The organism is Pseudalkalibacillus sp. SCS-8 (genome assembly GCF_040126055.1).
GTDB lineage: Bacteria > Bacillota > Bacilli > Bacillales > Fictibacillaceae > Pseudalkalibacillus > Pseudalkalibacillus nanhaiensis.
In genome coordinates this window covers 1,421,285-1,443,299 of the sequence record NZ_CP143541.1, presented here as the reverse complement: position 1 = coordinate 1,443,299, position 22,015 = coordinate 1,421,285, and the positions used below count along the sequence as shown (strand labels likewise).

The following is a 22,015-nucleotide window of genomic DNA, read 5'->3' as shown; positions in this document are numbered from 1 at the left end:
GGGCTGCTTTTAAAAGAAGCGGCCCCTTTTTTATTGCAGAGATTACTTGATATGGGAAGGATCGGCGAATGAATAGCCTTTATCCCGTAATCCCTTCACGATCTCTACAAGAGCCTCATTACTCCATGTACGATCATGCATCAAAAGAATGGCGCCATCTGTTAGCAATGGTGTATTCACCATAATATCGGCAATCGCTGCTGAGGTTTGGTACTCCCTCTCCCAATCATAGCCATAGGTCCAGTTCATGAATGTCATACCTTGTTCTTTAAGGACCTTTTTAGCATAATCCGTATTGACACCGAAGGGTGCTCTAAAGAAGATTGGTGCTTCTCCTGTAACCTCTTCAATTACTCCAGATAATTGGACGATTTCTTCACGTTGCTTCTCTTCTGAAATTTTGGATAGATTGGAGTGTGTCATCGTATGGTTTCCGATATGGAACCCAAGCTCATGGATCTGTTTGACGATCGCTTTCTCTTCTTTCGTATCCATGAAGTGCCCATTCACAAAAAATATCGCAGGTACATCCAACTCTTTCAGTTTTTCAGCCATTTCCAAAGCATGTTTATCTGGAGCATCATCAATCGTTAATAACACGACCTTTGAGTCGGCTTCTCCTTCAGCTTTCAACGTCCAATTCGCAGGGTTAATGGTGTATGAAATTTCAGGTTCTTCTTCTGTCGGTTTTTCTTCCTCTTCAGATTGATTTTCTTCATCCGTAGCCTCTTCTTCATTATCCCCTTCTTCACCTTCAGTTGGAGATTCTTCCTTAGATTGATCCTCTGTTTCTTCTGTGTCTTGCTCAACCGGTTTCTCATTCGCAGGTGATGCAGCACAGCCCGCCAGCACCAGGACGAGCATCCAGATCAGTAGTTGTTTCATGTTGACTCCCCTTTTTCTGTTTATCTTCAACAAGTATAAATTGACTAAAATTGTAAAGAAAGAGGCGAAACACCTAAAAACCCGTATAGATTGGTTATATAGGTACAAAATAGGGTATAGCTACATTGAAATTTAGTATGAAAAGACTAGCAAAATCCTTGAAAAGAGATAGAGTTTTTCAGTACAATGGAAAACGTGTTTTAAAAAATATAAGAAAGGAGCAACAATATGAAGAAGAAATTCAACAAAGTATTCATCATTTCATTCATCATTGCATTCATCTTCATTCTTTGGGGCGTACTATCTCCAGATGGCCTCCAAGAGAAGACGAGTGCTATACAAGAGTTTTTACAGATTAAATTTGGCTGGTTCTACTTATTGTCAGCTACCGCATTTTTGATTTTCTCCATCTACCTGATTTTCAGCCGATATGGAAAAATCAAACTCGGTAATGATGACGATGAACCAGACTATAACCTTATCACTTGGTTTGCCATGCTTTTCAGTGCCGGTATGGGAATTGGTCTTGTTTTCTGGGGTGTCGCTGAACCGTTATATCATTATTATGATCCTCCATCCGGAAATGGAGAAACGGTTGAGTCAGCCCGTGCATCATTACGATATGCATTTTTCCACTGGGGACTTCACCCATGGGGCATATATACAATAATCGGATTGGCACTTGCCTACTTCAAATTCCGTAAAGGTGCTCCTGGATTAATCAGTGCCATTTTCAGGCCGCTTTTAGGTGATCGAGTCAATGGGCCTATTGGTATCCTGATTGATGTCATCGCTGTTTTCGCAACTGTATTCGGAGTCGCAACCTCGTTAGGTTTCGGGGCAGCCCAAATCAGTGGTGGATTGTCTTATGTTTTTGATGGTATTGAGAACACGAAGATCACGCAATTAGTCATCATCGCAGTTGTAACCGTCTTGTTCATCCTGTCAGCTTCAACTGGTTTGAACAAAGGAATCAAATACTTAAGTAATACGAATATCGTCCTTGCAATCGGGCTTATGTTCTTCCTGTTGTTCGCAGGTCCTACGAACTTCATCATGGACGTATTCACTCAGACGCTAGGCTCATACATTCAAAACCTGCCTAGTATGAGTTTCACACTCGGACCATATAGTGAAACGAAGCAAGGCTGGATCCAGTCATGGACAGTGTTCTACTGGGCATGGTGGATTGCTTGGGCACCATTTGTCGGAATGTTCATCGCACGTGTTTCGAAAGGACGTACAATCCGAGAATTCGTTCTTGGTGTCCTGTTAGTTCCGACCATCTTTGGTGGCCTGTGGTTCTCCGTATTCGGTGGATCAGCTGTCTATAAAGAACGTATGGAAGGATCAGGACTGTATTCCCTCATGACCGAAATGGGAGCTGAGGTGGCGTTGTTCGGTCTGTTTGAACAATTCCCACTCGGTGGTGTGATGTCTATCATCGCGATCTTACTGATCAGTACATTCTTCATCACATCAGCCGACTCAGCAACATTTGTACTTGGTATGCAGACAACAGGCGGAAGCTTGAACCCTTCCAACTACATCAAATTCATTTGGGGCGGTGTCGTTGCTGCCTCTGCAGCAATCCTGCTCTATTCTGGAGGTTTGACGGCTTTACAAACGGCTTCGATCATCGCCGCCTTCCCGTTCACCTTCATATTGATCTTCATCATATTCGCCATCATGAAGGCATTGAAGGAAGACTATAAGTTGAATAAAAAATAATGAATTCTGGACACAATGGAGAGACATCCGTCTCTCCATTTTTTTATGTGACCATATATTTGTATAACAAATAAGCTCCTGCCCCCAGACAGCTTGATACGCCAGAATAGATCTTCGGACTACGAAGATATACTCCGAATAGATAGCCGAAATAACAGAAGATGATCAGAAGGATATATTCGAAAAGAGAAGGATCACGATGGGATAAATAGGTGACTAAAGCGTAAAAGCTCCAAATCGTCATCTGTACGGATGACAGAATCAAGACAGTATACAAATTCCTCCCTCCTTCGTCCTATTCCCCTTATATCTATATGATGTTTACATTCCTATTACGACCACAATAATTCACCTCTAAAGTTGCAATTCTGTAACATTTCATTTACGAATCAGAAACGAAGCAAGAATCGACACAAATCCATGTTAAACTCATCTTAACCGTTCGAAACATATAGATGAAAGAAGTGAACTCCATGAAATTTAGATCCATTGGATTTCTTTCAGCCTCATTAATGATGATAATGGTATTAAGTAGCTGTCAATTCACTACGAACGATGAGCGATTATCAATGAATCTCGATGCAGATAAAATCCATACACTCGTCTTTTCTTCGAAAAAACAACAGGATATCGAACACTTTTATTATGATGCATTGTTATCACTTCGAAAGAAATATCCGAACAAGCTGAATTCAATATCTGTCATTCAAAAGGACGATGTAGACTTAGTGAAGCATTATCAGATTGATACGTTTCCAACAATCATTGTATTGAATGGCCAAAAGGAAATGGTACGGGTTACAGGAGAGCGGAACGTGGATACCATTCAGAAAGAGCTAGAAGCAGCTTATTCAAATTGACTATAGGAAGCATATAAAAAAAGGCTGTCGAGAAAAATCTCGACAGCCTTTCGCTTATTATTCAACTCATTACTTAACGATGTGAACCGGTAGATCGATTGCAACTTCAGCTGCTTCCATCGTAATTTCCCCAAGAGTCGGGTGGGCATGGATCGTCATCGCGATATCCTCTGCCGTCATACCTGCTTCAATCGCTAGTCCTAATTCAGCAATCATATCAGAAGCGTTAGGGCCTGCAATTTGCGCACCGATTACAAGACCGTCTTCTTTACGGGTAATCAGCTTCATGAATCCTTCTGCATCGTTCAATGACAACGCTCGTCCATTTGCTCCAAACGGAAACTTGGAAGCTTTGACATCAAATCCTGCGTCCTTCGCTTCAGCTTCAGAGTATCCAACGCTTGCAAGCTCAGGATCACTGAATACGACAGCTGGAATCGCAAGATAGTCAATTTCAGCAGCTTCACCAGCAATCGCTTCTGCAGCAATTTTACCTTCGTAAGAAGCTTTATGAGCAAGAGCTGGACCAGGTACGATATCTCCGATTGCGTACAAGCCATCTACAGAAGTTTTACCTTGCTTGTCTACCTCGATCAAACCTTTGTCATTGATTTTGACACCGATTTGCTCAAGACCAAGTTCTTCTGTGTTCGGCTTACGACCAACAGTGACGAGGACATAATCAGCGTCAAATGACTTTTCTTCACCTTTGACTTCAGCTGTCACTTTGACACCATCGTCAGATTCTTCGACACCTTTAGCCATTGCATCCGTAATGATTTCTACACCTTTTTTCTTAAGTCGGCGAGAAACAAGCGTGCTCATCTGTTTTTCGAATCCAGGAAGGATTTGCTTACCACCTTCAAGGATGGTCACCTCAGTACCAAGGTTTGCATATGCCGTTCCGAGCTCGATTCCAATATAACCTCCACCGATGACAACCATCTTCTTCGGCACTTCTGTCAAAGCAAGTGCTCCTGTAGAGGAGATCACACGATCGCTCCACTTGAAGGACGGAAGTTCGATTGGGCTGGAACCAGTCGCAAGGATACAATTCTTGAACTTGTACGTTTGAGAAGTATATTCATCTTTTGTAACACGTACGGTGTTTGTATCAGAGAAGTAGGCTTCCCCTTTTACAATTTCAACATTGTTACCTTTAAGAAGACCTTCTACTCCACCTGTAAGCTTCTTGACGATACCAGCTTTCCATTCTTGAACCTTGCTCATATCGACCTTGACATTTTCAGCTGTAATCCCCATGTCATCTGAATGTTGCGCGTGCTCGAAACGATGACTTGCATTAATGACTGCTTTTGAAGGGATACAACCTACGTTAAGACATACTCCACCAATATCGCCTTTTTCGACGATCGTCACCTTTTGTCCCATTTGAGCAGCTCGAATTGCAGCTACATATCCCCCGGGACCTGATCCAATGACGAGTGTGTCAATTTCTTCAGCAAAATCTCCAACTACCATTTTTATGCCTCCATTATCAATAGTTGTGGGTCGTTCAATAAACGCTTCACATGATTCAAGGCGTTCTGTGCAGTTACTCCGTCTACTAGGCGGTGGTCATAGCTGATGGATACCGCTAGTACAGGAGCAGCTACGATTTCGCCATTTTCAACGACCGGCTTTTCTTGGATACGTCCGACACCAAGAATTGCAGCATCTGGATGGTTGATGATCGGAGTGAACCATTGTCCACCTGCAGATCCTAGGTTCGAGATCGTGCAAGTACTTCCTTTCATTTCATCCGTTGTTAGCTTACCATCTCGCGCTTTCTTTGCCAATTCATTAATCTCATCTGAAAGCGTGAAGATCGATTTACGGTCAGCATCTTTGATGACCGGAACAACAAGTCCAGCGTCCGTATCAGCAGCAATACCGATATTGTAATAGTGCTTATGAACAATCTCTTCGTTCTTATCGTCAATTGATGCATTCAAGATCGGATACTCACGCAATGCAGAAACCAATGCTTTCACGACATATGGAAGGTAAGTAAGCTTAATGCCTTTATCAGCAGCAACCTCTTTAAACTTCTTACGATGAGCGACCAAGTCAGTCACGACGACTTCATCCATATGCGTAACGTGAGGAGCCGTATGTTTTGAATTCACCATCGCATTTGCAATCGCTTTTCTCATACCCTTCAATTTCTCACGTGTTTCAAGCTGTTGCTGCGCTGCAGCAGCTGGTTTTGCATCTGCAGCTTTCTCATCTTGCTTCGCTTCAGTTTCTTGAGTCGCTTCTTCCTGTGTTGTTTCTTGTCCACCCTCAAGATAAGCGTCAATGTCTTCTTTCAAGATACGTCCGTTCTTGCCAGATCCTTGTACCTTCTTGATGTTGACATCCTTTTCACGAGCATACTTACGTACAGATGGCATAGCCTTCACACGGTTTGTAGGATCGTTATCTTCTTCAGAAGCCGGTTCTGCTTTTGTTTCTTCTTTTTCATCTTCAGCAGGCTTTTCATCTTTCTTTTCTTCTTTCGCTTCCTGCTTGTCTTCTTGCTTTTCTTCCTTCTTTTCTTCTTTCGCTTCAGATTCTTCAGCCTCTTCTTCGCCTTCATAACCTTCAGCTTCAATTGTAAGAAGGACATCACCGACAACTGCTACGGTTCCTTCATCTACTTTAATGTCTTTTACTGTACCGTCATATGGGGACGGGATTTCCACGACAGCTTTATCGTTTTGTACTTCAAGAAGGATATCATCTTCCTTGATTTCGTCTCCCTTCTTGACAAACCATTTCACGATTTCGCCTTCATGGATACCTTCACCGATATCCGGCAGTTTAAATTCAAACGCCACAGGGTTCGCCTCCTTGTTTTGTATATACTCTGACTGGAGAGTTCATCTCTTTTTCGCTTAAAAATCGATTACTTGCTTCGCTTTCTCCACAATATCCTTGTAATCAGGAAGCCATACATCTTCCGCAGCAGAGAATGGGAACACTGTGTCAGGTGCAGTTACACGCAACACTGGTGCTTCTAATGATAGAATCGCACGATCATTGATCTCTGCTACGACATTCGCTGCAACTCCAGCTTGCTTTTGTGCTTCTTGTACGACAATTGCACGTCCAGTCTTATTGACAGATTCAATGATTGTATCAATATCAAGCGGACTTACTGTACGAAGGTCGATGACTTCTGCTTGGATATCCTCTTTTTCAAGTTCTTCTGCTGCTTTAAGTGAAGAGTGTACCATTGCACCATAAGTAATGATGGTCACATCTTTACCTTCTCTTTTCACATCCGCTTTACCAATTTCGATCGTATATTCTTCCTCAGGAACTTCTCCTCGGAAAGAACGATAAAGCTTCATATGCTCCAAGAAAATGACAGGGTCGTTGTCACGGATAGCAGCTAACAATAAACCTTTTGCATCGTATGGAGTTGATGGGATGACAACCTTCAATCCAGGCTGTTGAGCCATTAATCCTTCAAGACTGTCTGCGTGAAGCTCCGGAGTCTTAACGCCCCCACCAAATGGAGAACGAACGGTGATTGGAGCATTGTAGCGTCCACCAGAACGGTAACGCATGCGAGCCATCTGCCCGGAAATCGCATCCATTACTTCGTATACGAATCCGAAGAACTGGATTTCAGGAACTGGACGGTATCCTTGCAATGCAAGTCCAATTGCAAGACCTCCGATTCCAGACTCTGCAAGCGGGGTATCAAAGACGCGATCTTCACCGTATTCTTTTTGAAGACCTTCAGTTGCGCGGAACACGCCTCCATTTTGACCTACATCTTCCCCAAAGATCAAAACGTTCTCATCATTTTTCAATTCAATGCGCATCGCATCAGTGATCGCTTGAATCATCGTCATTTGGGCCATGGCTTACTTCGACTCCTTTTCTTTATATTCTTCCATTTGCTCCTGTAGATTTTTAGGAAGCTCTTCATACATGATGTCAATCAAGTCTGTAACTTTTTGTTTCGGCGCTTCGTCTGCTTTTTTGATCGCAGCTTTGATATCCTCTTTCGCCTTTTCAACAACCTCGTTTTCTTTCTCTTCTGACCATAGGTCTTTGCCTTCTAGGAATTTACGGAAACGTACAAGCGGGTCTTTCTTTTCCCATTCGTCGTCCATTTCTTCCGTACGGTAACGGGTTGGGTCATCTCCGGCCATTGTATGTGGTCCATATCTGTACGTAAGCGTTTCAATCAGTGATGGACCTTCTTCATTAATCGCACGTTCACGAGCTTGCTTCGTAATTGCGTATACAGCAAGAACATCCATACCATCAACTTGTACACCATGAATTCCAGCTGCAACAGCTTTTTGTGCAATCGTCTTAGCAGCAGATTGCTTTTCTACTGGTACGGAGATTGCAAAGCGGTTGTTCTGTACGACAAATACAGCTGGTGCATTGAACGCTCCTGCGAAGTTGATTCCTTCATAGAAGTCCCCTTGGGAGGCTCCACCATCACCTGTGTAAGTAATCGCGATATTCTTCTTGCCACGTTTTTTAAGTCCTAACGCAACTCCTGCTGTTTGGGTGATTTGTGCACCAATGATAATCTGTGGAGAAATAACATTTACACCCTCAGGAATCTGGTTACCATGAAAATGTCCTCTAGAGAATAAGAACGCTTGATAAAGCGGTAGTCCATGATAGACGATTTGAGGCACATCACGATAACCTGGCAGGATGAAATCTTCTTTATCCAATGCGTATTGGCTTCCTAACATAGAAGCTTCTTGGCCTGCTACAGGTGCGTAAAATCCTAGACGTCCCTGTCTGTTAAGGGAGATTGCACGCTGATCCCATATCCTCGTATAGACCATACGTGTCATCAATTCTTGCAAGTCTTCATCTGATAGATCAGGCATTGCATCCTCGTTAACAATTTCGCCTTCTTCGTTCAGAATTTGGAATGTTTCAAATTCCTCTTCAATTTGTGTTAGGGTTTTTGTACCCATGAAGGTCACCTCTTCCTTTCATATTAAAAAGTTGCATGATGTGTCTTTATTAGAAACAACCAGACAATATATACACAATACTTAGATTGTCCACTTTTGTACGAAAGCATGACTAAACCCACAGGTTTTCGTAAGTTTCCCTTCTAACTGACTACAACATGCTTTACCCTTTTTCCAAGCTGAATAATCGTTCCTGACGATCGTATATACTGGTGCAGAAACAAAAAACTGTACCAATAAAAATAATCCATTTCATTAGTACAACTACGTATGGGTTTTAGTTTACACTACATCCTCAAAACACGTCAATCATATTGTCTATTCTATGTATTTCCCTGATCTTAAGTGCGTTGGCCACCATGATGTAATTCATTCTGTATTAGTATAGAAAAACCATCTGTACTATTACAATGCATCCCTTTTACAATAGGCTTTTTTAGGATTGACGAAATCTTTGGATGAAAAAATAAAAAACCGACCTTTTCAGATCGGTTTGCCCCTCATCAAGCAGCATCCGGTTTTTCAGTTGTGAAGCCTGCTTCTTGATAAAATGTTTGTTTCTTTTCATTATATTCATCTGTCAATGCATTAAATTCGTTTTGACTTTTCAGTACTTCATCATATTGAAGGTTGAGTTCCTCAGTGAATGCCTTCAACTCATCCAGTGATAGGTCTTCCTTCTTCAGCATTGCATATAACTCAAGATCCATTTTCAGTGCTTTGCTGTAAGCTTCATTCAGCTTGTTATAACTTTCATGACGATCCTTCATTTTTTGAGTAAGTTCTTTTGCGATTGATTTCAGGTTCTCTTCTTCTAATTGGTCGACCATTTCCTCGATTGATTTGAATTCTTCGTAAGCTGTATCTATACTTTCCTTTTCTTTTTGAAGCAGCTCTTGACGTGTTTCAGCTAAACCCGAAGCTTCGTCCGCCATTTTCTTGATCTGTTCGAACTCCTTCATACTTAGAGTCATGATTTCACTGAAGAGCTTCTGTTCCTTTTCTTCAGCCTCCACAAGTGGCTGTTGCACATCGGCAAAACCTTGTTCCAAAGTGACTGCCTGTTCAAGATGTTCATACATTTTCTCCTCGACTGACTGCCCCGCTGTACAACCTGCCAATAGCACCGATAATGTGAATAAAATCATGATGATACCTGATTTTCTGCTGAACAACATGGTTCCCCCTATCGAATTCTTCTCTAAATATTTATGATATACGTTTCCATATTGCTATACAAGGAAAATTATACAGGACAAGGATAATAGTAAATTATGACCGATTCTTTGGTTTTAGAACGGAAGATGAACATTTCCTGTTTTGGGCACATATTCTTTTAAAAACAAAATTGTGTTAAAATAATCACAATGCTTTTTGGAACGTTTAAAGTAAGACAGCATGATTTGAGGAGTTGAAAATATGATTACGATGAATGATGTAGTAAGAGAGGGTGCACCCGTTTTACGCGAACGAGCAGAAGCGGTACAATTGCCACCTTCTGAGGAAGACCGGGAAACCTTGAAAAAGATGCATCAATTCTTGGTCAATAGTCAAGACCCTGAAATGAGCGTCAAATATAATCTACGACCTGGGATCGGAATAGCAGCACCACAGATCGGCATCAGTAAACGAATGATTGCAGTTCTTGTTGAAGATGAAGATGGAATGGAATATAGCCATGCCTTATTCAATCCACGAATTGTCAGCCATTCTGTTCAAAGAGCCTATCTCGAAGGGGGCGAGGGCTGCCTCTCAGTCGACCGAGAAGTACCTGGATTTGTTCCCCGCTATCATAAGATCAAAGTTAAAGCGGTCGATGTAGATGGTCAAGAAATCGAATTGAAATTAAAAGGTCTCCCCTCGATTGTCTTCCAACATGAAATTGATCACCTGAACGGGGTAATGTTCTATGACCATATCAACAAAGAGAATCCGTTTGAAAGACCGGACGGGATTTCGATTGGTCGATAACATTACCACTAAAATTTCATAGTTCGCATTAAGAAGACTGGCGAAAATAACGCCAGTCTTTTTTATTTTGCCAAAAAATATGCGTTTACCATGTTCCAATCGTACAGACAGACAAGGACAAGCTTGAATAGATTGTTAATAGGGAAAGGAGGTTGAACTATGGGATATTACGAGTATGAATATAAGAAGAAGAAAAAGTGCGACTGCAGAACTTGTCGTAAGAAGCGCGACAAAAAGTCTTCTGGTTATGACTTCGAAAAATTCGAGTGTATTTGTAAGAAGAAAGACAAGTATTATGACCATGATTGGAAATCTTCCGGAAAGAAATCTTCTGGCAAAAAATCCTCTGGTAAGAAGTCTTCTGGCAAGAAGCGTCGTTCGAAATCTTCTGGTAAGAAGCGCTCAACTGGACGTAAACGTTCTTCTGGACGTAAGCGTTCATCACGTGGACGTTCTTCTTGGGTTTGGTAATTTAAATAAAGATTGGAGAGATCTTCTCTCCAATCCTCTTACATAGGTTGACTTTATCGGATTAGACCTAGCTTCTTCAAACCATGACGGATTCCATCATCATCGACAGCTTTAGTCACGAAGTCTGCTGATCTTTTTGCAGCTTCTTTACCGTTCCCCATTGCTATTCCTGTTCCTGCATATTCAAGCATTTCCAAATCATTGAGACCATCACCGAAAGCGATGACATCCTCTTGATGATATCCGAGATGCTGGATCATTTTCTCGATACCAACTGCCTTGGATCCTGTTCTAGGTAATACATCAATGGAATATTGATGCCATCTGATAAAATTAAAATCCTTATAAGCGTCTTTATAGAAGGATTCTTCCGTTGCTTTTTCACAATAAAGTAGTGCTTGGAAAATCGAGCGACCACGGAAAAAATCAGGCTCGTGTGCAGGATGATGCATTTTCAAGTCATTCATCGATTTCTGAATATGAGGATGTTGATCATGTGTCGCCTTCCCTTCCTCCGTATTCAGAAAGACCATCGGGTGGTCGAACTCATTAGAGTGTGTGACAAGCTTTTGTAAAATTGACTCATCAAGTGGATTTTCATAAACACAAGAATCTTCATAAGAAACATATTGACCGTTGAAACTTACATAGCCATCAATTCCGAGTGATTCACGGAGAGCTTTGAACATGAATGGAGCTCTACCGGTCGCAATGATCATCGGTACTTGTCGTTCGCTCAATTCTTGGATGGCTGATCTCGTTCCTACTGGTATCTCTTTTTGGTGATCCAGTAACGTACCATCAATATCGAAAAATACAATTTTATTCTTCATATAATACCCCTTTGTTTCTTGTTGATTGTCTTTGAAGTTGCTTGATGGCTTTTGACGGTTTTCCTTGTAGACAGGTACACCCCGATGAAAATCATCAATAAGCCATAAATTGCATGTGGAGGTATATGTTCATCTAACAACAACCATCCCCACACCATCGCTGTAATCGGCACAAGGTAGGTTACGAATGTCGCAAATTCTGCACTGCCTTTTTGTATCATGTAATAAAAAAGCAGATAAGCGAGTCCTGACCCGAAAACACCTAAACCAATCAGGGCTCCGATGATATCGAATGAAAAGGATTGGACCGAGAGAGAAGCTCCTGTAAAAGTCATGATGAGTAAGCTTCCCAAAGCGCCGACCAACAGGGTCATGACTGAAATTATCATAACACTTATACCTTGAAGATGTCTCTTCGTAAATTGTGAGCTGAATCCATAGCAAAGTGTAGCCGCAATCATCGTCCCCATTCCGATTAAATCCTCCTTGAATAACTGGACCGGATCGAGGTCAATCAGAACAAGGATTCCAAGGAAACCGATCATCACTCCTGCCCACTGTTTAAAATTCAGTGTCACAGAGAAGATGAGAACACCTATGACACTCGTCCATATAGGCGTGGTAGCATTCACGATCGAGGCTAAACTGCTCGAAATTTTCATTTCACTTATTGCAATCAACCCCCAAGGAATGAGCGCATTCAAAAAACCCACCAATACGAGGGCCTTCCAAGGTAATTCTTTCAACTGGAACTTTCTCTTTTGAAATATAATAATCAGCAATAACGTAAATGCTCCTAATGTACAACGAAGAAAAACGATTCCCCATGGACCGATCTCCTCGACCAGGATTTTAATAAAATAGAAAGAAGTACCCCATATCAAGCTTAAAGTGATCAATGCCATATATAATCTCATCTTCGTCCCCTTCTCATGTTCAATGGCCCAATATTATCGGTCATAATCGTGAATGCCACTTATTACCTCAATGATTCTTCTCTGATTTTTCCATACTAAGTATAACATCAGGTGATGTGGAGTGGTTGGCCATCCGTCATAAACCCTTTCAGATTCTTGCTGTTTTATTGGCAGCATCCACTTGATGAAATGTATGAGAAAAGGAGAATCAACAAAAATGAGTAAACGAATCAAAGAGCGAATCAGAGAACATTGGAGAATTTTGAGGGGCTACACCCGAAGGCCAAGTATGTCCCCAATCACGAATCATTTGTTTTGCGTCCATTAATTTGGTATCTTATGTATTCAGATACCATTTTTACATAGTCGGCATCATAAATTCATAATCGATGAAAAAAACATGAAAAACATGGTGAATTCATTTATAATAAAACGCAGATGAATTTAATTGAAAACGGTAAGGAGAGTTAAGCATGATTTTTAAAGTATTTTATCAGGAGAATCTGTTTGAGGTACCTGTACGTGAAGCAACCAAAAGCCTCTATATGGAAGCAGATTCTGTGCAAGCAGTACGTAGTGCACTAGCAGGTCGCAACTATAATATCGAATTTGTTCAAGAGGTTACTGGATCCCATCTTGAATACGAAAAGCAATCAGAAGATTTTGAATTGGAGACACGATAACAAATGAAATTTGTAAAAAACCATCAAACAGCAGTTTTCGCACTAGGCGGACTTGACGAAATCGGTAAGAACACATATGGCATTCAATTCCAGGATGAAATCATCCTTGTCGATGCTGGTATCAAATTTCCAGAGGATGAATTGTTAGGGATCGATTATGTAATTCCAGATTATACTTACCTGGTGAAGAATGTTGATAAAATCAAAGGTTTATTCATTACGCACGGACACGAAGACCATATCGGAGGAATTCCATATTTGCTCCGCCAGGTCAACATCCCGATTTACGGCGGTAAGCTCGCTATCGGACTTGTTAAAAACAAGCTTGAAGAACATGGCCTATTACGAAGAGCCAAGCTTTATGAGATCCAAGAAGATGACGTCATCAAATTCCGTAAGACATCCGTGACGTTCTTCAGAACGACACACTCGATTCCGGATTCATATGGAATTGTAGTAAAGACACCTCCAGGAAATATCGTCCATACAGGAGACTTCAAATTTGATTTCACGCCTGTTGGCGAACCGGCTAACTTAAATAAAATGGCCCAAATCGGTCAGGAAGGTGTGCTATGTTTACTGTCGGACAGTACGAATAGTGAAGTCCCAGATTTCACGATGTCAGAACGTCGAGTCGGTGAAAGCATCCAGGATATTTTCAGGAAAGAAGATGGCAGGATCATTTTTGCTACATTCGCTTCCAACATCCATCGTCTTCAACAGGTTGTCGAAGCAGCAGTCCAGCATAATCGTAAAGTAGCCGTATTCGGCCGTAGCATGGATTCGTCCATCACGATCGGACAAGAACTCGGTTACATCAGGGCACCAAAGGATACTTTCATCGATGCCAACCAAATCAATCGACTGCCTGATAACGAAGTGACCATTCTATGTACAGGAAGCCAAGGTGAGCCGATGGCAGCCTTATCCCGTATTGCGAATGGTACGCATCGTCAAATTCAAATCATTCCTGGAGATACGGTTGTCTTCTCATCTTCACCGATTCCAGGTAATACATTGAGTGTAAGCAGAATCATCAACCAGCTTTATCGTGCAGGGGCTAATGTCATCGCAGGCTCACTCAATGACATTCATACCTCCGGGCACGGTGGCCAACAAGAGCAGAAATTGATGCTCCGCTTGATGAAACCGAAGTATTTCATGCCGATTCACGGTGAATACCGAATGATGAAGATGCACACGAAGCTTGCCATTGATTGTGAGCTTGAAGAAAAGAATTGCTTCATCATGGATAACGGTGAAGTTCTTGCTTTGAGTGAGAATGAAGCATCAATCGCTGGAAAAATTCCATCCGGCTCTGTTTATGTCGACGGTAATGGTATTGGAGATATTGGAAACATCGTCCTGCGCGACAGAAAGATCCTTTCAGAAGAAGGTCTTGTCGTCGTAGTTGTGAGCATCAATATGAAAGAATTCAAGATCGTCTCAGGTCCGGACATCATCTCACGTGGATTCGTCTATATGAGAGAATCCGAAGATCTGATCAATGACGCTCAGAGCATCCTTTCCAAACATTTGAATGGAATGATGGAAAGAAGGACTACGCAATGGTCAGAAATTAAAAATGAAATCACCGATGTCCTTGCTCCATTCCTGTATGAGAAAACAAAACGTAGACCAATGATCTTGCCGATCATTATGGAAATTTAAATATCAACATAAAAGACCTCCGGGCTTCCGGAGGTCTTTTTTTATCTAAAGTCATCTAAGTCTTGTAACACCATCTCATTTAATTCATTCGGTACGATCAAATAGGTGGTTTCATCACTGTTTGATAATTGGTCAAGCAGTTTTTCACTATATTGTTCATCCATCTGGAGGATCTGGAATGGTATATGATGATTGGCCGCAATTTGCTTTTGACGTGTTATCATTTCCTCAGATTGAACACTCGGTGCCTGTATCATAATGATCTTCGTAATACCATTTCGAACCAAATATTTAACCCACTCCTCTTTCTCAAGAGATGGTCCAATCAGAAGTTTTCTTGCCTTTACGTTAAACGCTCCATTCTTAACCTTCAAATCGTGCAATTCTTCATCTTTCACCCCATACAACATGCCTTCAAGCATCTTATGTAACGTGGCTTTGTCTTTTCCCTTCAACCCATACAGATAGGTTTGAGAATCATATTTTGCAATATGGGACGCTAGCTGGTATAAATCATCGATATCTTTCCCTTTATAAGGAATAAACTCCAACTTCAAATTTTCTTTTAGGATTGCGTCCATCAAATGTGAGCCATAGTCCTTCGTATTCCCTGCATACATGACAGTGTTGATTCCAGCCTGCTTTAACACGGAAGCCTGTTCGGCTCTCAGCCCAGCTCCTAACACAAGCCATTCCCCTACAATATCTAGGCTGTCCTTATTAAACTCGTCGTATAACAGCTCCTGTTTAACAGGAAGGAGTCCTTTACTGAGCATCAATTCCAATGCCCGTATTTTCCTTTCTGTTGAAAAACCGTGTACATAAACTTTATGCGGTGCGTTTCTTAGATAATTGCTGATGTTCTCCAGCTGCTTTGGATCAGGAGACTTTGAGTCCAAAGTAAAAGGGGTGAAAAGCATCCCTTGTTCTTTAGCGATCTTCTTTTCCTCCATAAAACGGCTTGAATTTTCATCGAGCAAGGTGACGATTTCCCCGATATTCAACCTGACCAGTTTGAGCCATTCTTCTGGTGTTGGATAAGGTCCGAGAATGATGGACTCTCTATCATAGGTATAGACATTTCCACGGATGAATTCCGATGGTATAAGAATCCGTGCACTTTCTGAAGAAGTTTCGGTCTGTCCCTCCAACCTTTTCAATATCGTCTGCTTGATGAGATCAACGCGGTGCTTACCTAAATAACAATGGACATAGAAGTTCTTGTCAGGGTTATCCTTCACCAGGTTGACGATTCCATTTATCGATTCTCCGTTATCTCCAACCCAGGGGAGCATCGGAAAAGAATGAATGCTCAATCCGATTTCTTCCCCATTTTGCATTTCCTTATCAAGCAGTTCGTTCTCAAAGATTATGGTCGGACTTAATAATGTAATGACACCATCATAGCCTTCTTCTTTCAGATTCCGTAAAGAATCCTTATCCGGATAAGGTCCAAAGGTCAGCTGATCTGTTGTTTGCTCGACCTCACCTCTACTCATCGCTACAATTGCAGAGTCCGTATTCATGAATAAATAGAAAACAAAAGCTGCATTCAAGGTTGTAAAGAAAACCAGAACATAACTCACAATCTTTCTATTCTTCTTAACAAAAAATATGAAATATAGGAAGGATATCAAAAACCCGAAAATAATCCACCCGTATACGAAATACGAGAGGAGATTGTCGATTTGACTTTGTGAAACTCCTTTATTGACAAGCCATTCTTCAAAAGGAACGATTAAGAATAGAAGGAAATAACCTCCACCAGCAAAGCCGAATGTTGCTAAAAATATGAACCATAACGAAAAGTTTTTCAATCGTTTCACCTTGTACGCTCCTTACTTCTATAGAGAACCATCCGTGCTGGAATTAGTCTCTTCCAATATCTGATCCATCATAGGGATGTAACTTTTCCAAAAAAATTCTTCATCTGGATGGAAGAAGGAATAAATTCCATAAAAGACATCGGGTAGTGTCCATCTCGAATTATAATCCACTGGTATGTCTGCAAAGTCCCCCGCAAAATAATATTTTCGTTCATCCGGCAAACGGATGACTGCTGGAAAATGGGTCGGAATCCCGTTTTCCTCCAGCTTAGTCCGTCCACTCTTCACCATGTCGATTTCATACTCCGCTTCAATAAGCGTATCTTCATCAGGTTCGATGATGTCAAACCAATAATGATAACGACTGTTTGTTGCCTTAGGGTAATGCTGAACGCCTGGATCGAGCCATTTAAATAATACCCGTCCACGAATATCTTCCTCATTCAAAACGACGACCCGATCGCTTTCATGGACGAAGGTAAGTCCTTCCCCTTCAAAACGCCAATCATCTCTGTACTGGCTTTCGTAATTCCGAATCAACCAGGGAGGGATTTCATCACTAGAAAGATCTTTGAAATGCCGCCCGATCCATCCAGACCATTGGAAGCCCATTTCCTTTTCAACGATTGAACGGGTCGTATGATCTGTTGGAGATGCGATTGAATTGAATTCTAAAATCAAAGTAACATCTTCATCTTTCGCTTCAATAATTTTATTCCAATCGAAGATCGTAAGCCCTCCATAAATCAGCTTTGACCGTTCACCCGTCGGTTTATCTCGGAGATCCTCTGTATAAATCCCATAGGTGTCGGCTACATAGATCAAGTCAACTTCCTTCTCGATTTCAAGCCCAGTCTCTCCTGATTGGCTTTCCGGATCATATCCATAATAATCCGTTTCCTTCCTGTAATACTCCCCATCAGCTTTTACAGCCTTTCTATGATCAAGCAGCCAGAATAACCCTAAGTGTTCTCGATAATCGTTCTTTGGGACTGTTTTATCAATCACCTGAATTGATTTATGTTCGACATCCTTCAGCTGCCATAATAAGAATGGCAATACCGCCAAAATCAACATCGGAGTCAGAAACATCAATACGATAAACCTATATTTCATCTGAATCCACCCTTACTCACTAACTTACATGACTTGTTGTTGGTCCGTTTGTGAAAAGCCCTTTCGATTCTGTAATCCCCAACGTCTATCTTTTCTCATGAATCGTATGAAGCCCCAAGTTTTGAAAACAGCATTGATTTGTCTGAACCAAAAGTTTTCAAGAATACTATAAAAGAGGAGTCGAAAGAGATCGGATACTCTTTCGTATTTTCTAAAGCTGTATTCTTCAAGTAAAATCGCCGTAACCGAAAGGAAAACTCCAAATACAAGGGTGAAGACGAAATAGAGAATCGCAAATGGGATGTTCACCAAGTCAAAATATAAACCTACAATGACAAAGAGCATGCCCAGCAATTCGATCGTAGGCCCTAGTAGTTCGACAAATAGGAAGTATGGCATAGCAAGGAGTCCCATCGATTTATAGCGAGGATTGAATAACGTATCTTTGTGCTTGATCAATGTTTGGAGTAATCCCACCTGCCACCTTGTCCGTTGTTTGGCTAAACTTCTTAAATCCTCCGGAACCTCTGTCCAACAAACAGGGTCTGGTACGAATAACACCTTTGCATCACTTTTTGTCTTATACAGGTATTTCTGAAGACTGACAATCAATTCCATGTCTTCACCTAGGTTATCGACATCATACCCACCTACTTCAAGCACTTCATGCTTTCGGAAGATGCCAAATGCTCCAGAGACGATAAGAAGATTATTGAGACTGCTCAATCCGAGCCGCCCCATAAGGAAAGATCTTAAATATTCAATGACTTGGCTGATCGCCAATTTGTTTTTAGGTAGACGGACCTTTTTCAAATAGCCATTCTCCACAGAGCAACCATTGATGACCCGAATGATTCCACCACAGGCAACGACGTTTTCTCCACCTTCGAAAAACGGTTTCATCGCTTTCATCAATGAGTCCGGCTCAAGCATCGAGTCTGCATCGACACTGCAAAAGTAAGGATAGGTGGAAAAGTTGATACCCACATTCAATGAATCTGCCTTACCACCATTCTCTTTATCAATAACCAGTAGAGAAGGATGTTTGGTGGAACGATACATCTTATGTACTGTTTCAGTCTTGATTTTTTTACGAACGGCCATGATCGGAATTTCAATTAAAGAAAAATCATTTTTTAGTCGTTCGATCGTCTCGTCGTTGCTGCCATCATTAACGACGATGATTTCGAACTCTGGATAGTTGATCTGCAACAATGACGAGATACTGTTTGAGATCGTTTTCTCCTCATTATAAGCTGGGACAATGATGGAAATCGGTGTTGTGAGGCTCGATAGACGGAATTCTTTTATCTCATTGTAGGGAGATCGCTTTAAATACTCTTGAATCTGCTTAAATGATAGGAAGAAGAGCATCAAATAAAAACCATCTACGATAATGACATACACGAAAATGAAAACATTGAATATATGAAAAAGTTCATTAAGCATTCCCATCCCCCTCTACTTTTACTGATTTGAAAGAATTCGTTCAGCCATTTCTCTAGCAAATTTATCTTCATGATGGTTTTGTACGTCTACTAGCTTTCGAATTCCAATCGTTCCAAAAGCGTATAATGTTTCAGCAGCCCTGTACCGAATCCACCAATTCGCATCTGCTAATAAAGGTACAAGTTGGGTGATCCCCTCTCGAAGACGGCAAGCCTTTACCGCGAGTGTGGCGCTCAACCGCTCGATCCAATTTTCACTTTCCAGGAAGCTGATGACTTTTTCAGGACGTGTCGTCATATTCAAATCAGTAAGTGCACGTAGGGCTTTGACCCTTAATTCACTTTCATGGGAATCCAAGTATTTCTCAATATGAGAGAGTGCTGTGTAGGCACGACTTTTACCTAGAATTTCAATGAATAAACTTTTTAATGAAGGAGAACACGATTCCATCTTTTCAATAATGATTTCCACATTTTCTTCTGAAAGATCTTTCAGCATGTCGATAATCCGGATGATCGACCATTCATTAAGTTTCTTTTCATTTTCAAAGATGAATTCAATCAATACTTTATGATAATCCATATGACTCAGAGCACGTGCCGAGGAAGCCCAAAGATCATAATGTTCTGAAGTGATGTTTTGGATAAGGGCTGGTGCCAAGCTTTTCAGCCTGAGACGGCCTACGACTCGTGTCGCATCTGCAGCAATCCACCACTTCTTGTCATTTAATTTCTTTTCAAGGTCTTTGGTCAAACCGATCGTATCCGATAAAACATGAATCTGATCCATCTCTTCTTTTCCTTTGAAAATTGACGCAGCCTCAATCAGAACGTTTCTGAGGACTTCCCTTTTCCACTTGCTATGTACCCCGATGATTCTCGGTGTTGCCCCTTCTTCAATTTGTCGAATGACTTTCGGATAAATATAAAGATAATAGGCGACTTTCTTCCTTACATAGTGGTTCCGAATCGTTTTTCGAATAACAAGATAAATGAACACTGTTAAGATGACTAGTGAGATATAGCCGATTGCCATCAGTAGTAAATAAATGAATAAGACCTTCATCGCTATACCCGACTCCTGACGTGAAGATGCCTTTGCAAACGCACTTCCAATTCTTCTATATAGAAAGGTTTCAAGAAATAGTCATCTGCGCCGATGTGAAACGCCCGAATAATGTAATGCTTAAGCTCCTGTTCAGTCAGAAAACAAAAAATCGTGTTCTCAAGCTTAGGCAGTTGTCTCACTTGAAGACAGAAAGAGTATCCATCCAAGTCTTTCAGCTTGCTCTCACATAGGATGATATCTGGGAGGTATTGGAGAGTATGATCTAAAGCATCTACTCCTTCGCTGCAAACTTCAAGCTCCCATTTTTCTTCATCAAGATGATTCGAGAGGATGGTTGATGTAACGAGGTCGTCGTCAATGAGCAGAACTTTTATCCTCTCATTGTGTTCGTTCCTTGTCCCTTCATCAAGTCTTGGGATTATTATGGATCTTTGAACAGATGTTACCGGATTTACATCAGCTTCTAATCTCTCCAAAAGCTGCTCATAAGAACTATACTCATTTTCACTTTGGATTGCTCCCCAGTACACATCCTTGGCATAAGGCAGTTCTTTTGAATCGACCATTTCAATGATTCGATTTCCAACAGCAACAGCACCTTCCAGCGGCGTCACTGGAAGCAAGAGCATCAAAGAACTTGGGGACCAGATATATAACTCATCATAAGGTCTAATCGTCTGGGAAATGCTTAATTTCAATTGATTGAGTACGTCGTATCTTGAGATTCCATCAACCTTGATCCAAATAAGAGAAAACATTGCCTGAAATCGTTGGAACCTCATCCATTCCTTTTTGATGAGAGCTTCGATTTCATTTCTTTGATGTTTCATATCTTGAGTACGCATTGATGAAACATTCACATCGAGCCTGTTCTGCTTAATTGCATGATCCATATACGCGAATAACAGGCTAGGTTCAAACGGTTTCTTAACGATATGTGTAATGTTGTATTGAAGGATATCAATATGCTCCAGGTGATGATCAGATGTGGTTAAAGCGATGATTGGCAAGGATGCGGAATAATGCTCTCGGATGAATGTGACCCATTCTTCCCCTTCTTGCTTTCCAGCAAAATTGATGATAAAGATGTCCGGATTATCTTCCAGAGCTTCAAAATTAATACGTTTCACTGATAGATCGATAAGCTGATATTCAGAATCAACCAATTGGTCCTGGAGCCATTTGACAAACAGTTCATCCTGGTCATAGACGAATATCGTCCTTGACTTCTTTGTGGGTGCAGTTAATCTCGCTTTTCTTCTCTTCGATCCGAAATCTTGATAATCCGTCAATTCGTTGTACAACATACGTAAGCCACTCATGAATAAACGCTCATCACCTGGCTTGATTCGGACATGTCCATTTAACAATTCAATCTTGGTGATAAGGAACACCGTCAATTTATGTAAATCATTCAATCGGAAAAGACTACAATATTCTTCCAAACGCTCAAACATCTCATAAAGATTTCTGAAGGCGCTTTGCTTTTCTTTCCGTTCAGGCTGATTCATCGTGTGGATGATTTTCATAAGTTCTGATCTGTAATATGTGATGGCTTCTTGCTTCGCATTATATGGCATCTTACAAC

20 protein-coding genes are annotated in these 22,015 nt (G+C 41.2%); 6 read left to right on the top strand and 14 right to left on the bottom strand.

All coding sequences use genetic code 11. From position 1 onward, the window contains the following. Positions 1 to 42 precede the first annotated feature (42 nt). Complete coding sequence (locus V1497_RS07450; protein WP_349410348.1) at positions 43 to 885, bottom strand: polysaccharide deacetylase family protein; 843 nt, start codon at positions 883 to 885, stop codon at positions 43 to 45. A 228-nt stretch (positions 886 to 1,113) separates the two neighbouring features. On the opposite strand from V1497_RS07450, the gene V1497_RS07445 reads away from it, so the two are divergent. Then, the gene (locus V1497_RS07445) at positions 1,114 to 2,616 is read left to right on the top strand and encodes a glycine betaine uptake BCCT transporter (protein ID WP_349410347.1); all 1,503 of its coding nucleotides are present in this window, start codon (positions 1,114 to 1,116) and stop codon (positions 2,614 to 2,616) included. Positions 2,617 to 2,659: 43 nt separating this feature from the next. On the opposite strand, the gene V1497_RS07440 is transcribed toward V1497_RS07445, so the two are convergent. Beyond that, positions 2,660 to 2,893 (bottom strand): hypothetical protein, encoded by a 234-nt coding sequence (locus tag V1497_RS07440; protein WP_349410345.1) that lies wholly within the window; start codon positions 2,891 to 2,893, stop codon positions 2,660 to 2,662. A gap of 196 nt (positions 2,894 to 3,089) precedes the next feature. Between V1497_RS07440 and V1497_RS07435 the strand changes: the two genes are divergently transcribed. Further along, a complete protein-coding gene (locus V1497_RS07435; protein ID WP_349410344.1) occupies positions 3,090 to 3,476 on the top strand; it encodes a hypothetical protein in 387 nt (128 codons plus the stop codon). Positions 3,477 to 3,545: 69 nt separating this feature from the next. On the opposite strand, the gene lpdA is transcribed toward V1497_RS07435, so the two are convergent. The 5 genes from lpdA to V1497_RS07410 all read right to left on the bottom strand — a co-directional run bounded on the left by lpdA (position 3,546) and on the right by V1497_RS07410 (position 9,600). Next, positions 3,546 to 4,958 carry a dihydrolipoyl dehydrogenase gene (lpdA, locus tag V1497_RS07430; RefSeq protein ID WP_349410343.1) on the bottom strand — a complete coding sequence of 471 codons (1,413 nt, stop codon included), beginning with the start codon at positions 4,956 to 4,958 and terminating at the stop codon, positions 3,546 to 3,548. 2 nt (positions 4,959 to 4,960) lie between these two features. Beyond that, on the bottom strand, positions 4,961 to 6,298 hold the full coding sequence (locus V1497_RS07425; protein WP_349410342.1) for a dihydrolipoamide acetyltransferase family protein: 1,338 nt from the start codon (positions 6,296 to 6,298) through the stop codon (positions 4,961 to 4,963). Positions 6,299 to 6,355: 57 nt separating this feature from the next. Beyond that, positions 6,356 to 7,333, bottom strand: coding sequence for an alpha-ketoacid dehydrogenase subunit beta (locus tag V1497_RS07420; protein ID WP_349410341.1), 978 nt, complete (start codon positions 7,331 to 7,333; stop codon positions 6,356 to 6,358). Between the two features lie 3 nt (positions 7,334 to 7,336). Continuing rightward, the gene (pdhA, locus tag V1497_RS07415) at positions 7,337 to 8,422 is read right to left on the bottom strand and encodes a pyruvate dehydrogenase (acetyl-transferring) E1 component subunit alpha (protein WP_349410340.1); all 1,086 of its coding nucleotides are present in this window, start codon (positions 8,420 to 8,422) and stop codon (positions 7,337 to 7,339) included. 503 nt (positions 8,423 to 8,925) lie between these two features. Next, a complete protein-coding gene (locus V1497_RS07410) occupies positions 8,926 to 9,600 on the bottom strand; it encodes a YkyA family protein (protein WP_349410339.1) in 675 nt (224 codons plus the stop codon). A gap of 241 nt (positions 9,601 to 9,841) precedes the next feature. Between V1497_RS07410 and def the strand changes: the two genes are divergently transcribed. Both def and V1497_RS07400 read left to right on the top strand, forming a co-directional pair. Next, complete coding sequence (def, locus tag V1497_RS07405; protein ID WP_349410338.1) at positions 9,842 to 10,393, top strand: peptide deformylase; 552 nt, start codon at positions 9,842 to 9,844, stop codon at positions 10,391 to 10,393. Between the two features lie 159 nt (positions 10,394 to 10,552). After that, positions 10,553 to 10,864, top strand: coding sequence for a hypothetical protein (locus tag V1497_RS07400; RefSeq protein ID WP_349410337.1), 312 nt, complete (start codon positions 10,553 to 10,555; stop codon positions 10,862 to 10,864). Between the two features lie 53 nt (positions 10,865 to 10,917). Here the strand turns inward: V1497_RS07400 and V1497_RS07395 are convergent, their stop codons facing one another. Beyond that, positions 10,918 to 11,697, bottom strand: a complete 780-nt coding sequence (locus V1497_RS07395) for a Cof-type HAD-IIB family hydrolase (RefSeq protein WP_349410336.1) — start codon at positions 11,695 to 11,697, stop codon at positions 10,918 to 10,920. Beyond that, positions 11,694 to 12,614 carry a DMT family transporter gene (locus V1497_RS07390; protein WP_349410335.1) on the bottom strand — a complete coding sequence of 307 codons (921 nt, stop codon included), beginning with the start codon at positions 12,612 to 12,614 and terminating at the stop codon, positions 11,694 to 11,696. Before V1497_RS07390 ends, V1497_RS07395 begins: the two co-directional genes overlap by 4 nt. A gap of 473 nt (positions 12,615 to 13,087) precedes the next feature. On the opposite strand from V1497_RS07390, the gene V1497_RS07385 reads away from it, so the two are divergent. Together V1497_RS07385 and rnjA are read left to right on the top strand one after the other, a co-directional pair. Then, the gene (locus tag V1497_RS07385; protein ID WP_349410334.1) at positions 13,088 to 13,297 is read left to right on the top strand and encodes a DNA-directed RNA polymerase subunit epsilon; all 210 of its coding nucleotides are present in this window, start codon (positions 13,088 to 13,090) and stop codon (positions 13,295 to 13,297) included. A 3-nt stretch (positions 13,298 to 13,300) separates the two neighbouring features. Continuing rightward, entirely contained in the window at positions 13,301 to 14,968 is a 1,668-nt protein-coding gene (gene rnjA / locus V1497_RS07380; protein ID WP_349410333.1) for a ribonuclease J1, read from the top strand. Positions 14,969 to 15,009: 41 nt separating this feature from the next. On the opposite strand, the gene V1497_RS07375 is transcribed toward rnjA, so the two are convergent. From V1497_RS07375 to V1497_RS07355, 5 genes are read right to left on the bottom strand one after another with little or no spacing between them, the layout of a single operon-like run. Continuing rightward, entirely contained in the window at positions 15,010 to 16,794 is a 1,785-nt protein-coding gene (locus tag V1497_RS07375) for a hypothetical protein (RefSeq protein ID WP_349410332.1), read from the bottom strand. An 18-nt stretch (positions 16,795 to 16,812) separates the two neighbouring features. Further along, positions 16,813 to 17,910 (bottom strand): hypothetical protein, encoded by a 1,098-nt coding sequence (locus V1497_RS07370; RefSeq protein ID WP_349410331.1) that lies wholly within the window; start codon positions 17,908 to 17,910, stop codon positions 16,813 to 16,815. A gap of 24 nt (positions 17,911 to 17,934) precedes the next feature. Further along, on the bottom strand, positions 17,935 to 19,359 hold the full coding sequence (locus V1497_RS07365; protein ID WP_349410330.1) for a glycosyltransferase: 1,425 nt from the start codon (positions 19,357 to 19,359) through the stop codon (positions 17,935 to 17,937). An 18-nt stretch (positions 19,360 to 19,377) separates the two neighbouring features. Beyond that, positions 19,378 to 20,424, bottom strand: a complete 1,047-nt coding sequence (locus V1497_RS07360) for a hypothetical protein (RefSeq protein WP_349410329.1) — start codon at positions 20,422 to 20,424, stop codon at positions 19,378 to 19,380. A gap of 2 nt (positions 20,425 to 20,426) precedes the next feature. After that, the gene (locus tag V1497_RS07355; protein ID WP_349410328.1) at positions 20,427 to 22,007 is read right to left on the bottom strand and encodes a response regulator; all 1,581 of its coding nucleotides are present in this window, start codon (positions 22,005 to 22,007) and stop codon (positions 20,427 to 20,429) included. Between the last annotated feature and the right edge of the window lie 8 nt (positions 22,008 to 22,015).